Genomic DNA, 13,923 nt, shown 5'->3' on the forward strand with positions numbered 1-13,923 from the left:
TTCGTATTTAGTTTAGACCAGACGCTCGTTGATAATACTGCGAACGATATCTATTGCCACGGTATTGTAACGGTTATAAGGTATGATAATATCTGCATACTCTTTGGTAGGCTCTATAAACTGCTGGTGCATGGGTTTTAAAGTGGTCTGGTAGCGCGTAAGCACTTCTTCTAAATCCCGACCGCGTTCTGCAATATCCCGCTTCAGGCGACGTATAAGGCGCTCATCTGAATCTGCGTGAACGTAAATTTTTACATCAAAAAGATCCCGTATTTCAGGATGGGTCAAAATTAAAATACCCTCTACAATTACGACTTTTCGCGGATGCGTGATTACCTTATCGCTGGTGCGGTTGTGCTTTACAAACGAATAAACAGGTTGTTCTATGGTTTCACCCCTGCGCAATTGTTCGAGATGCTCACAAAGCAATTCAAAATCGATGCTTTTAGGATGATCAAAATTGATTTTTACGCGCTCGTCATAGCTTAAATGCGACGTGTCCCGGTAATACGAATCCTGCGAGATAACGGTTACCTCACCTTCGGGAAGTTCCTGTACAATTTGATTGACTACCGTTGTTTTACCGCTGCCGGTCCCCCCGGCGATACCAATAATGAGCATTTTTGTGACTTTAGGGGGTAAAAATAGGAAACTTCGTGCATTAAAAAAGCCCCCGTTAAGGAGGCTTTATCAACATTAATACAAAATCAGAAAGGCTAGGGACCAATCTTAATTATCAATGCGGAAGCTTATTTCGTAACAAACCGTAAATAAAGGTACCCAGTAAGGCACCAAATATTACAATCAGGATGGAAACGTAGCCTGCACCTGCAAGTACATACATAGGTCCGGGACAGGCACCTGCCAATGCCCAGCCCAAACCAAAAAGAGTTCCGCCAATAGCATACCGGTAGAAGCTTTTATTTTTAGGCTTCAAATGCATGTCCTGACCTTTTAGTGTTTTTATATCAAAACGTTTGATGAGTTGTATACCCAAAATACCTAAAATCAAAGCGGAGCCAATGATCCCATACATATGAAAGGAGCCAAATTCAAACATTTCGTAAATGCGAAACCACGAGGCGGCTTCAGACTTATACATTAGGATTCCGAAAAAAGTTCCTACAACTAAATAAAATACAGTTTTCATTATAAGAATATTAAGGGATAAATTAAATGAATCATCACCAGGCCACCGGCAAAAAAACCAATAACGGCGATGAGAGAGGGGAGCTGTAAATTGCTCAGGCCTGAAATCGCGTGCCCTGAAGTACAACCGCCCGCATAACGTGCGCCAAAACCTACCAGAAAGCCACCCACGATAAGGATAAGGATATTAGCCGGATTGCTCAGTGCTTCCAGGCTAAATATCTCGGTGGGCATATAGGCTTCATTAGCCGAAAAAATACCGTAAGTCTCCAGTTTTTGAGCGACATCAGGATTGATTTCAACTGTGTTGTTTGAGAGGTATTGCGAGGCAATAAAACCTCCCAAAGCAGCACCTACCATAACCAGTAGATTCCAGCGTTCTTTTTTCCATTCAAATTTGAAAAAATCTGCAGCTTTACCGCCACCCGAAGCCGCACAGAGGTTTCGAAGGTTAGACGACATGCCAAACTGCCTTCCGGCAAAAAGTAAAATAAACATGGTAAGCGCAATCAGGGGGCCTGACACATACCAGGGCCAGGGATCATAAATCCAATTCATGTACAGGGGGTTTTAAGGGGTTTCTTTTTCAATGCTTCTTCTTAGTCTGGCAAAGAACCAAAAACTTGCATGAAGGTTACGTAACACGTGTTACACTTAGCGAAAAATACCTGCATCCGCCTTAAAAGGAATTGATTATCAAAGCCTTTTGGTATGAATTGTTTTTATAATCAGTTTAAACTTCTAAACTAGAAGAGTTTATAACCTAACATAAGACTCATTACTTTATAGTCGCTAGAGATACTCATAAGTTTGGTTGTTAGATCACGAGTAGTGTTATATCTGAATTCTAATGAATAGCGTCCCCGGTATTTAAGACCGGCACCAAGAAAGAAACTTTGACTTGCCCTTATTTCAAGTGTGCCTTGTGTGGTATTACCTCGTGAGTTAATGATTTCATCATTTGAATCAAAATGATATTGCCAACCGATGTTATAAAAAGCTGCAAAATTTGAATTTAAAAATGAGTAATATCTAATACCAATTGGTACACTCAAGGATTGATAATCAATAGTGCTGAAAAAGTCACTTGAAGGCCCTGAATTTCCTTCTCTAAAATAATCTCCTTTATAGGATTCGTAATAGGGTTCTAATGTAATACCCCATTTGTTTTTATTGAATGGTAATAACCACTCAGCTTCAAGCCCGAAACGAGCGTTTGTACTAGTTCCAAATTCAATATTTCGACTACTAGATACCGGATTTAAAACTACCAGGTCGGTGAAGTTAATACCAGCTCGTACAGAAAGGTTAAAATCTGACTTTGTTCCTTTGATTTCATAATTTACAAATGGCACGTTCGAACATATGTTTTGTTCAAGAAAGTAGTCTGTTAAGTCGCTATTCGTGTAATCAAGATTTATGAATTGCTTTATGGTTTTTCCCTTGCAATTAACTTCATTAAATAATTGTTGCTGAAAAGTTTTGTTTTCCAGGGTTTTTCGGCTTTCAAAAAGATAAGTTTTATAAATCAGTTGTGATATTTCAGAATCCTTAACCTTAAAAAAATAGCGCGTTAATTGACCATCTTTATATTTATAGAGAGTGGCGCTTCCCTCGACCAATACGTCCAGAAAGAGTGTTTCTTTCTGAAATGCCGGATTTCTGTCCATGCTCATATTAGCAATATCATTGGCAGACCTATCGATGTCAACGGTAGCACGTATATATTTTGATACATTGTCAACACCAAATTCCTTTACTGTATTAATGTCCTTTGTTTGGGCTTTTGAAGAAGCATCTGTTTTGAATTCGAAGGCAGACGGATTATTTCCCCAATCTTCGTTTTGAATGAGACCATTTACTTTTTGCCCCTGATCTGTAATATAATAACCCGGTTCGAAGGTTATCTGGGCATGTACCGCAAAAGAAAATGTTAAAAGTAGTATTAAAAGCTTATATATCTGGTTATTCATAATGGCTTTGATATAGAGAATAGATTTAAAAATGGCGTCATTATTTCAGACTTTAATCCTGTTTTAATTAATGCTATTGGGATTTCATTAATTTTTTAATTTTCCGAGAAGGCTTAATACTATTCTCAGGCTTTGCGCAATAGGAAATGAGCAATTCTTCTGAATGGTCATAAATTTCCTTATTAGTTAAGACTTTTTCAGGATTATCAAGAACTACCTTGGTCATAGCAGCCATATAAAGGCTTAATAAATCAGAATTTCCTTTTGCTAAATCTGTTGCTTCACTGCTGATTTCAAATGTGTAATCTGGGGTACCCTGCATCCAGTTTATAATGTATCTTATGGCATTGACTCTTTTAAGTTCAGCTATATTTGAGGGGTTTTCGAATAAAAAGTTTGCGGCTTCTAAAACCTTCGGTTCAGCAGTCTTGTAGGATTCTAGAGTTTCAAATTTAAAGTTTCCTAAATCGTTGTAGTCTTGAGTAAAGCCTTTTAAAGAATAGCAAAAAATAAATGCAATGATGAGCAGTTTTTTCATAATGAAACACTTTTGTGTTAGCGGTTTGTTAAAAATAAATCTAAGAATGGAAAGTTTATTACGGAAATCCATAAAAATGAAAATCATTTTTACTTAACCACCTGTTCTAAAATGTTTTCACTAAAATAGCAGACTCGTTTAAGACAATCCCAATAAATTGAAACGAGAACTTGAAGAAGCCAGAATTCTTTCTTAGATAGATGCTACTGGCAGGTAATGCACTAAAATGAAAAGGAATTTAGAGGTTGTGTCTCTAATTAAGTTCTATATCGGTTATGACCAGCGTGTACTGCGCATCGTAAGTCTCCAGTTCTTCAAATGTCCAAACCTCATTTTCTATGGGTTGCTGTTGATAGACTAAAACCAGTTCGCCGGCACTATCTTCAACGTATAATTGAATCTCATCAACAACAGAACCGGGAGCAACAAAGGTGTCAGAATTGGTATTCACAGCAATAAATTGGCTTTGACCTACAGGGATTACCACTTCACCGGCAGTTTCAGAAGTGTATACCAATTCTACTGATGAGCTGTTTTGAATGAAATATTCGGTTCTAAACAAGGGATCTTCATCATCGCATTGGGTTGCCATAAGAAGGGGAGCCATAAAAAGGAGAAGTAATTTTTTCACGATTATAGTGTTATTTATTGAATAACAAGATACTAAAACCTTGAAAAGGTTGCGTGAATCCTTTTTTTGGTTTACCAAAGGAGAACACCCACAAAAAGTTGCAGCGTTTACGAATTCCAGAAAAAACAATTTAAATAAACTTAATTCATAGTGCCTGAAGCAGCAGTTGTTTCATAAATCAGTCATTTAATTTTAACGGAATACGCTGTTAAAAATAAACCCCGAAGCTACTTGCATCGGGGTTTAAATACCGGTTATTTAGTTAATACGCTTGATTTTTTATCGATTACCAAGAGATCGTCTCACATCAGGCATCAAATCTTTGCCTTTAGCCATCACCAAAGCGTTGTCTTTTGATGAATCGAGAACATAAAGAAAGCCGAGATCTTCTGCGATTTTAGTAACCAGTTCGCGGGCCTTAATGCGAATAGGACCGTAGAGGAGCTCTTTCTTTTCGGCGATTTGCTTTTCAATATTCTGTTGTGATTGTGCCAAATTGCGTTCCATCAGTTCCAATTCGCTTTTACGTTTAGCGTCTTCTTCAGGAGACAGGGTAGGGGCTTCATCCTCATACTTTACAAATCGAGCCTGATATTCGCGATAAGAGGTTTCAAAATTTTGTTGATACGCCTGTCGCAGACGGCTAAGCTCGAGTTCTGCCTGATCGTTTTCGGGCATTAGGGTATATAATTGTTCCATATCGATATGGGCAACGGTACCTTGCGCGTTTACAGAGAACTGACTCAAAAGCCCAACAAAAAGGGCAATAATAAATTGTTTCATATTGAGGTTTTAATCAGAGATCAAACTAATACCCGTAAAAATACAGCTATTAGTTTGATCTCTTTAATAGACTGTTTTAAATCTATAAGGTTTCATAAACTGTACCATTTAACAAAGTTTTCTTAAAAAGAACGACTTCGCATATGCATTTCGCAATTTTACAATCTAAACCCGGACATTATGAAATTAAGATTACATCTCTTAGGCCTTTTTACTCTAATGGTAAGCTCGATAACAGCACAGAAGCTGGAATCTAAAGGTTTTAAGGATTACTTTCCTATAGCCGAAAGACCCTTTCTCGCCGGAGGAAGTGGTAACAATGCGTATGAACGTATTTTGCTGGAAGCCAAGCCTGTCGTGTATTACAGTATTTATAATGACATTCGTAGTGCGCTTAACAGGGATACCATTACTAATGGTGATGCGGTTTACCTGAGCATACAGCCGCATTTGCGTATTTATGATGAAAATTCAAAACCGGTTAAGACACCCTCTTATAAGTTTTTCATCGGCTGGCAATCGATCATAAAGACCGAAAATGACAATTTTCTTACGGCTGCAATAGAATCAGGTCATTATTCTAATGGACAGAGTAAATCGGCCTTCAGTACGCAGTTTGCAGATAATAGTCCGGAAAGCAGCGCATTGTATGACGATATTACCAATGATACTGATCTGTCGGCCCTGCTGAATCGGGAGTCCGGTAATTTTTCAACCAATCTTACCCGCCTGTCGGTTAATTACCGCATCAATACTTTTGACGCACGTAACTATATGCAAAAGTCAAGTTCGTTTACGCTTACCTATCAGCTCTATCACAATAGATTCTTAGGAGCTTTTAATTTCGGAGGATACAATCCTGAAGACATTGCTATTTATGGCAGGCATCAGATTGAAGCAGGTTATGAATACACCGCACATTTTAATCAATGGAGGTATAGTGTAACCCAAAGACTTTACTGGCATCCTGATGTACATCCTTCTGCAGATCCTTTTCGTTCAGAAACCAGCGTATCATTATATCCCTGGGATTCTGATTTTGGTTTGATGGCACGCTTTGCATTTGGTTATGATGATTATAACTACCGTTTTGTAGACAGTTATCCGCGATTTTCTGTAGGTCTCACCTGGGATTGGTTTACACCTTTTGTTATCAAACCAACAAAATTACAGGTTGAAGAAAAGTAAAATGCCTAAAATAAGAAAGCCCGCACTTGCGTGACAGGCTTACTTGACCAACTTAAAACTAAATAATTATGATTTGGGGTATCGTTTTATTCGTTTGAAGCTATAGAAGCTTTGGTTTCAAAAGTGCTGTTGTTAAAAGCGTAACCGTCAGTATCTTTTTCAAAATTATTGTCAGCTAATGCAATGGTAGCTAAATTGGCCATAGCATCAAGACCTTGTGGGATAGCCCCGTACATTTCGTTATTAGATAAATTCAACTCTTTAAGATTTTGAAGTTTTAAAACTTCTACAGGAAGCTGACCACCAATGTTATTATCAAAAAGATTTAAAACCTGAAGGCTGGCAAGGTTTGAAAGTTTATCACTTAAAGCACCGCTCAGATTATTACTGGTAAGCATTAACTGCTCTAATTTATTCAATTGGTAAATAGACTCTGGTAACTCACCTTCTAAATGATTGCCATTTAAAACTAAAACTTTAAGGTTTTTAAGATTGCCTATTGAAGAAGGAATAGTACCCTGTAATTTATTGAAGAACATTTCAAGTGTTACAAGAGACTCCAGATTACCAAGAGACTCAGGTAGTTTTCCGTTAAGATTGTTCATACTAAGGTTAAGTCCTACAACAGTGTTATTTACAACACGCACACCATACCAGGTAGAAACATCTGCATTCAAATCCCAGGTTTTATTCCACTCGGCGCCATTTGTAGCATTGTATAAATCAATCAAAGCTTGCTTTTGAGAGCTATTAACCTCAGCAACAGCGTTTAAACTTAGAAAAGCAACTGCGATAAAAGTAATAATTGATTTCATATTGGACTTGTTTAATTGTTCTATGGCGTAAATATAATACCGTTTAACCTTTAAATGCAAATATATTCGTTGAAATACACAATCTGAGAACGATTTTTTCAATTTAGTTAATTAGTACAAGTATAAAGATATTATTTTTTAGGTTTTTTTAGAAGTTCAGCTTTTCTAATAGCCGACGTACGACAACTATAAATAGATTAACGCGCTTTTTATTTAGGAAAAAACTTACAAAATATTTAAATTTTCTACTTAAAATAAGAATATTCTTACAATTTAAATTAAGCTAATCTATAAACGTACCTCTTGTGGATTGTTATTCGCAAAAAAAAAAGAGTCCGGCAACCACCCCGGACTCTTCAACCAACTAAAAACTAACATGAAACAAAAAAACTAATCTAGTACGAGGCCATTATAATCGCGTGAGATTTTTGCGGACGCTCATTAAGGAGTTTTTGAAATTCGCTTTGATTTTGAAAATTATTATCAAAAAGAATAAGTGATTTTAAGTATGATGCTTCAGCCAGATCACCGGGTAAGCTTCCGGTAAAGTTATTGGCTGCTATATTCAGTTCCTGAAGTTCTTTTAAACGAAGCAGGGCAGCAGGAAAACTTCCGCTAAGGCAATTATCAAATACATTGAACACTCTGAGCTTTCTTAACTTAAGTATGTTGTTGCTTACCGTACCCGTAAAATGGTTACTGGCCAGTAATAAAACTTCAAGATTTGTCAGATCATATATATATGACGGAATTTTTCCGTCAAAATGATTTGCATTTAAAACAAGACGTCTCAAATTTTGAAGTCGATACAATGATTGAGGCAATGCGCCTTCAAGCTTGTTAAAATACAATTCAAGAAAAAACAGGTTTGACAGGTTACCCATGCTTTCCGGTAAGCTGCCTGTGAGGTTATTGCGGCTAAGATTGAGTCCGGTAACGTGATTATTTACAATACTAACTCCGTGCCATTGAGCAGGAGGTAAGGAAGTATCCCAGGTTATAAACCAGTTAGGGCCGTCAGTTGCATGGTAAAGATCTAGAAGTGCTGCGTGCTCAGATTTGGGAATTTGAGCAACCAGCTTTACAGACATAAAAAATGCCGTAAGCATAAGTAGGTATCGGTTCATTCAAGTTGGGTGGGTTTGTTATGTTCCTCTAAGATACGTGGATATATCTTTTATCTGCAAATAAAATCGACGAAACGCACAAACATTTAACTAAATCCCTGAATTCTAACTATTAGGGTATCTCTGAGTTAGTACCAATTAAAAAAGGAAACCGAATTATTTTTCAGCCCTGCCTGTTTCTTCAGCCAGTCTCTTAAGACTGTTTTCGTCAACCTCATGACCGCCGTCATAACGAATCACCCTGGGTTCTCGGCCAAAAATTTCCCGTGCATACTCCATTTCCGATTTCAATCGATCTTCGGTAATGAGCGGATCTTTTGCTCCATATACCAATACGGGAGTAGAAGTAACTAATTCTTTAAATGCATTTAAATAAAAGGATCTGGGAATGCTGCCCGAATGTAAAATGATTTGGTCACAATTCAGATTTCTGGAATGCAGCCAGCGCATGGCTACAGAAACACCCTGAGAAAAACCCATAATAATCAGACGCCTGTTAGCCTTAAGTTTAGGCTTTAACTCTTCTTCGTACAAAGCGTTAAGATAGGCGTGGTTGTTGTCTATACCCTGCTCCGGATTTTCTCGGGTAAGCCAGCAGGCGCCCACATATTTATAGCGTTTATCCTGGTAATATAGGGAGGTTGCCTGTGGTGCAATGATATAGTTTTCGGCAGGATTAAGCATTTTAAAATGCTTAATAAAGTAGCGGCTTAAATGTCCCAGACCGTGAAAAACCAACCAGATATTCTGTGTATCTGTTGTAAACGTGTTGCATGTCTCATAACTGTTGGTCGTCCTGTAGCTAACGGTTTTTTCTTCGCTCATCCTGTATGATTAAGTATCTTTACCTGCCTGCGCAAGTTACTAAAAATTGATTTTTGAGCGCCGCTTGTGTATAACCCCATAGCTTTAAATTATTTATCTGCTTTATGAATAAGGATACCAAAGAATTGCTTTTAGAGAAGGCCAATGCCATTTGCCGAAATACTCTTATGGAAACCCTTGAAATTACTTTCGTAGATGCAGCTGAAGATTTTTTAGTTGCCCGAATGCCCGTAAATGCGCGTGTGCATCAGCCTGATGGGGTGTTGCACGGTGGTGCTTCGGTAGCTTTGGCAGAAAGTGTAGGCAGTGCTGCCAGTTTTATGTTTCTCGACGCCGAAAACTTTATGATAAGAGGTCTTGAGATTTCGGCTAATCACGTAAAAAGTATCAAAACAGGTTTTGTTTATGCTAAAGCTTCAATACTGCATAAGGGCCGTACGACACAACTCTGGCAAATACGCATTACCAATGAAGAAGATCAATTGATTTCTCTGGTAAAACTTACCACAATTGCTTTACCCAAATCCTGATATGAACATCACAGTGCTCTTCAGTCAATTGCAGGAAAACGTTCTTGAGCAAAAGCCGTTTGTGGCATATCGCAAACCTTCAGATTCAAGTATCAATTACCTGTCTCAGGAAGATGATCAGGTGCATTATACAGAAGATTTCACCGAAAGAGGTTTTGTCTTTGCTCCCTTTAATTCAAATGACAAGGCGGTATTGATTGCAGGGAATCCTGCTACAATTGCTTTAGAAGATTTTGAAGAAAGCCTGCCGGAAATACCATTACCATTAAACTTTTCGCTTAAAGAACAGGAGCAGCATATAGGTATTGTGGAAGAAGCGGTGAAAAAAATACGTGAAACCGGTCTGCAAAAAGTAGTGTTGTCACGCAGGCAGAAGGCAACTGTTGCAGATACATCTCCGGTAACTTTGTTTAAAAGATTGCTTCAAAAATATCCCAATGCCTTTGTGTATTTATGGAGTCATCCCCAGGTAGGTACATGGCTTGGGGCTACGCCCGAAACTTTAGTATTTCTTAGCGGCTATCATTTTGAAACCATGGCGCTTGCCGGTACCCAGAAGTACGAGGGCGATCTTGATGTAAACTGGGGTTTTAAGGAGCAGGAAGAGCAGGAGCTGGTAACTCAGGATTTGGTTTCAAGACTGAACACATTTGATCTTAAGAATATAGAAATCCGGGAGCGGGAAACCTATAGAGCCGGTAATCTTCTGCATTTAAGAACCTGCATATCCGGAAGCTTTAATCGTGCTGATTTCGATTTATCAAAACTCATAAATGCGCTGCATCCCACCCCTGCAGTGTGCGGATTGCCCCGTGCTGAAGCGCAAACTTTTATAGAGCACTATGAAGGTTACAACCGTTTATTTTATACGGGTTTTTTAGGGGAGTTAAATATCCTGAAAGACAAATCGAAGCCTCGTAACCGCCGTAATGTAGAAAACCTGGCTTATAAAGCACTTACTCCCGAAACCCGACTTTTTGTGAATTTACGCTGTATGCAATATCAGGCTCCAGATAGCCTAATTTATGTGGGTGGAGGGATCACCAAAGATTCTATAGCCTGGGATGAATGGCAGGAAACGGTAAATAAAGCACAAACCATTGCCAGTATTCTCTAGAGCTTTTGCTTTGTTGTAAATTTGTTACTGGTTTTCTGATTTTTTAAGAACGATCAGAAAATTCCTGTTGCCTTAAATTTTACCGGCAGATTAATCTGTTTATATGAATTACTCAAGTATACCTATCGCCCAGTCTGTAGTTTTGTTATGCCTTGAAAAAGGCGTAGACCATGTTGTGATCTCACCGGGTTCACGTAACGCGCCCTTAACCATTGGTTTCACGCAGCATCCCGACATTAAAACCTATAGTATCGTAGATGAGCGGGCTGCAGGCTTTTTTGCTTTGGGTCTGGCTCAGCAGTTACAAAAACCGGTAGCTGTGGTTTGTACTTCAGGAAGTGCGGTACTCAATTACTATCCTGCGGTTTCTGAAGCCTTTTACAGTGATATTCCGCTGGTGGTTATATCTGCAGACCGGCCTATTGAACGTATTGATATTGGCGATGGGCAAACCATACGCCAGCGCAATGTGTTTGAAAACCACATTTTATACTCAGCTAATTTGTATTCTGAATTTGTTGCCGAATTTACCATTGAGGACAGTAAATTCAATCAGAAACAGCGCGAGGCGACCAAGCATAACCAGCAGGAAATCAATAAGGCACTTAATGAAGCTATTGTGAATCAGGGTCCTGTGCATATTAATGTTCCGTTTTATGAGCCTCTTTACAATACCACGACCAAACGTCTGGTAGATCCCATAATCGTTGATAAGGAAGTTAAGATCCAGGAGCTTACTACAGAGCAGTTAACTCCATTTGCCGAAAAATGGAATGCTGCAAAGCGAAAAATTGTTTTGGTTGGCGTTTTGCAACCCGATACTATTGAGCAGCATTTTTTAGACCAACTAGGGTCTGATCCCAGCGTATTGGTATTTACCGAAACCACTTCAAATCTCGATCATCCCAACTTCTTTACCCGTATAGACAACATTATTGGTTCTCTGGATGCAACCGGTTTTAAGGCTTTACAACCCGATATTCTGGTAACCCTGGGAGGAATGGTGATTTCCAAAAAAGTAAAGGCTTTCCTTAGAAATTATCAGCCTAAAGAGCATTGGCACGTAGATCCTAAAAAAGCTTATGATACCTATTTTTGTTTGAATAAGCATTTTAAAGTCCCGGTAAATCATTTCTGGAAGCAGTTTTTGGCAAATACCCGGGTCCAGACAGAAAATGAATACCAGCATTATTGGCTTAACATACGGGAGCGTCGGGATCTGATGCATAAAAAGTATATTAACGAGATGCCCTGGTGCGACTTTAAAGCCTTTGATCTTATATTATCGCGTTTGCGTCCTAAAAGTATGCTTCAGCTGGGAAATAGTTCTACAGTGCGTTATGTTCAGCTTTTTGATATTGATAAAAGCCTCAAGGTCTATTGTAACCGGGGTACCAGTGGTATTGACGGCAGTACTTCTACAGCGGTAGGAGCCGCCGTGGCAAGCTCATTACCTGCAACACTTATTACCGGCGATCTCAGTTTCTTTTACGATAGCAATGGCTTGTGGAATCAATATATCCCCAGAGATTTTAAAATAATACTCATCAACAACAGCGGGGGAGGAATTTTCAGGATTTTGCCGGGAGACAAATCGTCTAATGCCTTTGAGACCTATTTTGAGACTACTCATGACCTTAATGCTTCGCATCTTTGCGCTATGTTTGGTTTGGAATATTTCTACGCAGACTCTGAGGTTTCTTTGGCTCAGGCTCAGGAGGATTTTTACAGGGAGACTAATAAACCGGCTTTACTGGAGATAAAAACTCCGCGTACGGTAAATGATGAAGTGCTTTTAGGATATTTTGATTACATCAGATAAGTTTTGGATTAAGTTTCGATTTTTCTGTATATTTAAAATCCTTAAACTTAAATAATTAAAAACTTCACATTAGTATGAGCAAAAGAGATGAAATGATCGCAAAATATGCGGCTGATTTAAAAGAAAAACTAAATCACGATGCCGACATGGATTTGTTGACCAAAGTTACCATTGGTTGTGGTCCTTCAATTTACAATAAAGACTCTTCGACGATTTCAGCAGGTAGCGAAAGCGAGCTTGAAACCGTAAAAAATAATTTTCTCATTAAAAAGTTAGGATTGAGCGATGGTCCAAAATTGATGGAAGGTATTCATAAAGTTTTAGAGGACTACGGCAAATCAAACCGCAACAAATACCGCGCGGTAGTTTACTATCTTTTGACCAAGCATTTCGGTAAAGAAAGCGTTTATAACTAAGCCGCATTTCAACATATATAGGAAGCCGCCCTTTTTGGGCGGTTTTTTTATGACGGCTTCTCAGCATCATAATGCAGGGTGCCGGTCGTTAATCCTTCATTTTTTCCTAATTTTGACAACCTAAATAAAGAGTATGCTGGCACTGGGAGAATACCACACTATGATTATTGACCGCGATGTAAGTCCCGGATTATATTTACGCGATGCAGAAGGAAATGAGGTGCTGTTACCCGGTAAATATGCCCCCGAAGGTTTTGAACTTGAAGACGAGATCAATGTTTTTGTATATCTGGATAATGAAGAACGTCCTGTTGCAACAACCCTGCAGCCTTATATTCTAAAAAACGGATTTGCCTATCTGGAGTGTACTTCAGTAACTAAAATTGGCGCGTTTGTAGACTGGGGTCTTGACAAAGAACTTTTTGTACCCTTTTCCAATCAGGTAACTGAAATGCGGGAAGGCAGCTGGTACGTTATTTATATGTATCTCGATGAGCGAACAAACCGCCTGGTAGGTTCATCAAAATTCAATACGTATCTTAAGAATGAAGCTGTTGATGTGGCCAAATTTGATAAGGTAGATCTGATGGTTTCTCACTTTTCAGAATTTGGAGCCCACGTCATCATCAATGAAAAATACCAGGGTCTCGTTCATAAAAACACCATTTTTGAAGACATCAGGGTGGGAGACCGCCTGCCCGGTTATATAAAACGGGTTAGGGAAGATAATAAGATTGATGTTTTGCTTCAGCCCGAAGGCTACAAAAGCGTTGAGCCTAATGCACAGTTTATTTATGATGAACTTAAGCGCAACGGCGGGAGTCTGCCGGTTCACGACAAAAGCTCGCCAGAAGACATCAACGCCTACTTCGGTATCAGTAAAAAGCTATTTAAAAAAGCCATCGGCGCTTTGTATAAAGACAAGCAGATAGAACTTACCCCAACCGGAATCAAACTTACCGGAAACTCTCAAAACGATTAATTTTTTCGCTTTTGCGAAAACTAAAGC

Annotated in this window: 16 protein-coding genes; 6 read left to right on the plus strand and 10 right to left on the minus strand. The window is 38.8% G+C overall.

Annotated elements, in window-relative coordinates; genetic code table 11:
• Positions 1 to 12: 12 nt before the first annotated feature.
• The 7 genes from udk to ACSSS3_RS15710 all read right to left on the minus strand — a co-directional run bounded on the left by udk (position 13) and on the right by ACSSS3_RS15710 (position 5,074).
• Entirely contained in the window at positions 13 to 621 is a 609-nt protein-coding gene (udk, locus tag ACSSS3_RS15680; RefSeq protein WP_228230373.1) for a uridine kinase, read from the minus strand.
• Between the two features lie 115 nt (positions 622 to 736).
• Positions 737 to 1,150, minus strand: coding sequence for a DUF6691 family protein (locus ACSSS3_RS15685; protein WP_442845418.1), 414 nt, complete (start codon positions 1,148 to 1,150; stop codon positions 737 to 739).
• Complete coding sequence (locus tag ACSSS3_RS15690; RefSeq protein WP_442845419.1) at positions 1,150 to 1,707, minus strand: YeeE/YedE family protein; 558 nt, start codon at positions 1,705 to 1,707, stop codon at positions 1,150 to 1,152. Before ACSSS3_RS15690 ends, ACSSS3_RS15685 begins: the two co-directional genes overlap by 1 nt.
• A gap of 188 nt (positions 1,708 to 1,895) precedes the next feature.
• A complete protein-coding gene (locus tag ACSSS3_RS15695) occupies positions 1,896 to 3,122 on the minus strand; it encodes a hypothetical protein (RefSeq protein WP_442845420.1) in 1,227 nt (408 codons plus the stop codon).
• Between the two features lie 73 nt (positions 3,123 to 3,195).
• Positions 3,196 to 3,660, minus strand: coding sequence for a hypothetical protein (locus tag ACSSS3_RS15700; RefSeq protein ID WP_442845421.1), 465 nt, complete (start codon positions 3,658 to 3,660; stop codon positions 3,196 to 3,198).
• 253 nt (positions 3,661 to 3,913) lie between these two features.
• Complete coding sequence (locus tag ACSSS3_RS15705) at positions 3,914 to 4,291, minus strand: hypothetical protein (RefSeq protein WP_228230378.1); 378 nt, start codon at positions 4,289 to 4,291, stop codon at positions 3,914 to 3,916.
• Between the two features lie 279 nt (positions 4,292 to 4,570).
• Positions 4,571 to 5,074 (minus strand): OmpH family outer membrane protein, encoded by a 504-nt coding sequence (locus tag ACSSS3_RS15710; RefSeq protein WP_442845422.1) that lies wholly within the window; start codon positions 5,072 to 5,074, stop codon positions 4,571 to 4,573.
• A 180-nt stretch (positions 5,075 to 5,254) separates the two neighbouring features.
• Between ACSSS3_RS15710 and ACSSS3_RS15715 the strand changes: the two genes are divergently transcribed.
• Positions 5,255 to 6,262, plus strand: coding sequence for a hypothetical protein (locus ACSSS3_RS15715; RefSeq protein WP_442845423.1), 1,008 nt, complete (start codon positions 5,255 to 5,257; stop codon positions 6,260 to 6,262).
• An 86-nt stretch (positions 6,263 to 6,348) separates the two neighbouring features.
• Here the strand turns inward: ACSSS3_RS15715 and ACSSS3_RS15720 are convergent, their stop codons facing one another.
• The 3 genes from ACSSS3_RS15720 to ACSSS3_RS15730 all read right to left on the minus strand — a co-directional run bounded on the left by ACSSS3_RS15720 (position 6,349) and on the right by ACSSS3_RS15730 (position 9,029).
• Positions 6,349 to 7,077 carry a Two component regulator three Y domain protein gene (locus ACSSS3_RS15720; RefSeq protein WP_228230381.1) on the minus strand — a complete coding sequence of 243 codons (729 nt, stop codon included), beginning with the start codon at positions 7,075 to 7,077 and terminating at the stop codon, positions 6,349 to 6,351.
• 395 nt (positions 7,078 to 7,472) lie between these two features.
• A complete protein-coding gene (locus ACSSS3_RS15725; RefSeq protein ID WP_442845424.1) occupies positions 7,473 to 8,204 on the minus strand; it encodes a leucine-rich repeat domain-containing protein in 732 nt (243 codons plus the stop codon).
• 156 nt (positions 8,205 to 8,360) lie between these two features.
• Complete coding sequence (locus ACSSS3_RS15730) at positions 8,361 to 9,029, minus strand: alpha/beta hydrolase (RefSeq protein WP_442845425.1); 669 nt, start codon at positions 9,027 to 9,029, stop codon at positions 8,361 to 8,363.
• 104 nt (positions 9,030 to 9,133) lie between these two features.
• Here ACSSS3_RS15730 and ACSSS3_RS15735 point away from each other — a divergent pair, with 104 nt between their 5' ends.
• From ACSSS3_RS15735 to ACSSS3_RS15755, 5 genes are all read left to right on the plus strand, one after another.
• Complete coding sequence (locus ACSSS3_RS15735; protein ID WP_228230384.1) at positions 9,134 to 9,559, plus strand: PaaI family thioesterase; 426 nt, start codon at positions 9,134 to 9,136, stop codon at positions 9,557 to 9,559.
• 1 nt (position 9,560) lies between these two features.
• Positions 9,561 to 10,676 carry a chorismate-binding protein gene (locus ACSSS3_RS15740; protein ID WP_442845426.1) on the plus strand — a complete coding sequence of 372 codons (1,116 nt, stop codon included), beginning with the start codon at positions 9,561 to 9,563 and terminating at the stop codon, positions 10,674 to 10,676.
• A gap of 103 nt (positions 10,677 to 10,779) precedes the next feature.
• Positions 10,780 to 12,498 carry a 2-succinyl-5-enolpyruvyl-6-hydroxy-3-cyclohexene-1-carboxylic-acid synthase gene (gene menD, locus ACSSS3_RS15745; RefSeq protein ID WP_442845427.1) on the plus strand — a complete coding sequence of 573 codons (1,719 nt, stop codon included), beginning with the start codon at positions 10,780 to 10,782 and terminating at the stop codon, positions 12,496 to 12,498.
• Positions 12,499 to 12,572: 74 nt separating this feature from the next.
• A complete protein-coding gene (locus ACSSS3_RS15750) occupies positions 12,573 to 12,914 on the plus strand; it encodes a DUF2853 family protein (RefSeq protein WP_228230387.1) in 342 nt (113 codons plus the stop codon).
• Between the two features lie 133 nt (positions 12,915 to 13,047).
• Positions 13,048 to 13,896, plus strand: coding sequence for a CvfB family protein (locus ACSSS3_RS15755; protein ID WP_228230388.1), 849 nt, complete (start codon positions 13,048 to 13,050; stop codon positions 13,894 to 13,896).
• The last annotated feature ends 27 nt before the right edge of the window (positions 13,897 to 13,923 follow it).

It is taken from the genome of Leeuwenhoekiella sp. H156, assembly GCF_052218455.1.
GTDB classification, from domain to species: Bacteria; Bacteroidota; Bacteroidia; order Flavobacteriales; family Flavobacteriaceae; genus Leeuwenhoekiella; species Leeuwenhoekiella parthenopeia.

Bases quoted from the DNA above. Each gene is read 5' to 3' on its own strand.
- ACSSS3_RS15750 (WP_228230387.1), top strand. From the start codon at position 12,573: ATGAGCAAAAGAGATGAAATGATCGCAAAATATGCGGCTGATTTAAAA.
- udk (WP_228230373.1), bottom strand. From the start codon at position 621: ATGCTCATTATTGGTATCGCCGGGGGGACCGGCAGCGGTAAAACAACG.
- ACSSS3_RS15740 (WP_442845426.1), top strand. From the start codon at position 9,561: ATGAACATCACAGTGCTCTTCAGTCAATTGCAGGAAAACGTTCTTGAG.
- ACSSS3_RS15685 (WP_442845418.1), bottom strand. From the start codon at position 1,150: ATGAAAACTGTATTTTATTTAGTTGTAGGAACTTTTTTCGGAATCCTA.
- ACSSS3_RS15700 (WP_442845421.1), bottom strand. From the start codon at position 3,660: ATGAAAAAACTGCTCATCATTGCATTTATTTTTTGCTATTCTTTAAAA.
- ACSSS3_RS15720 (WP_228230381.1), bottom strand. From the start codon at position 7,077: ATGAAATCAATTATTACTTTTATCGCAGTTGCTTTTCTAAGTTTAAAC.
- ACSSS3_RS15735 (WP_228230384.1), top strand. From the start codon at position 9,134: ATGAATAAGGATACCAAAGAATTGCTTTTAGAGAAGGCCAATGCCATT.
- ACSSS3_RS15725 (WP_442845424.1), bottom strand. From the start codon at position 8,204: ATGAACCGATACCTACTTATGCTTACGGCATTTTTTATGTCTGTAAAG.
- ACSSS3_RS15715 (WP_442845423.1), top strand. From the start codon at position 5,255: ATGAAATTAAGATTACATCTCTTAGGCCTTTTTACTCTAATGGTAAGC.
- menD (WP_442845427.1), top strand. From the start codon at position 10,780: ATGAATTACTCAAGTATACCTATCGCCCAGTCTGTAGTTTTGTTATGC.
- ACSSS3_RS15695 (WP_442845420.1), bottom strand. From the start codon at position 3,122: ATGAATAACCAGATATATAAGCTTTTAATACTACTTTTAACATTTTCT.
- ACSSS3_RS15710 (WP_442845422.1), bottom strand. From the start codon at position 5,074: ATGAAACAATTTATTATTGCCCTTTTTGTTGGGCTTTTGAGTCAGTTC.
- ACSSS3_RS15755 (WP_228230388.1), top strand. From the start codon at position 13,048: ATGCTGGCACTGGGAGAATACCACACTATGATTATTGACCGCGATGTA.
- ACSSS3_RS15690 (WP_442845419.1), bottom strand. From the start codon at position 1,707: ATGAATTGGATTTATGATCCCTGGCCCTGGTATGTGTCAGGCCCCCTG.
- ACSSS3_RS15730 (WP_442845425.1), bottom strand. From the start codon at position 9,029: ATGAGCGAAGAAAAAACCGTTAGCTACAGGACGACCAACAGTTATGAG.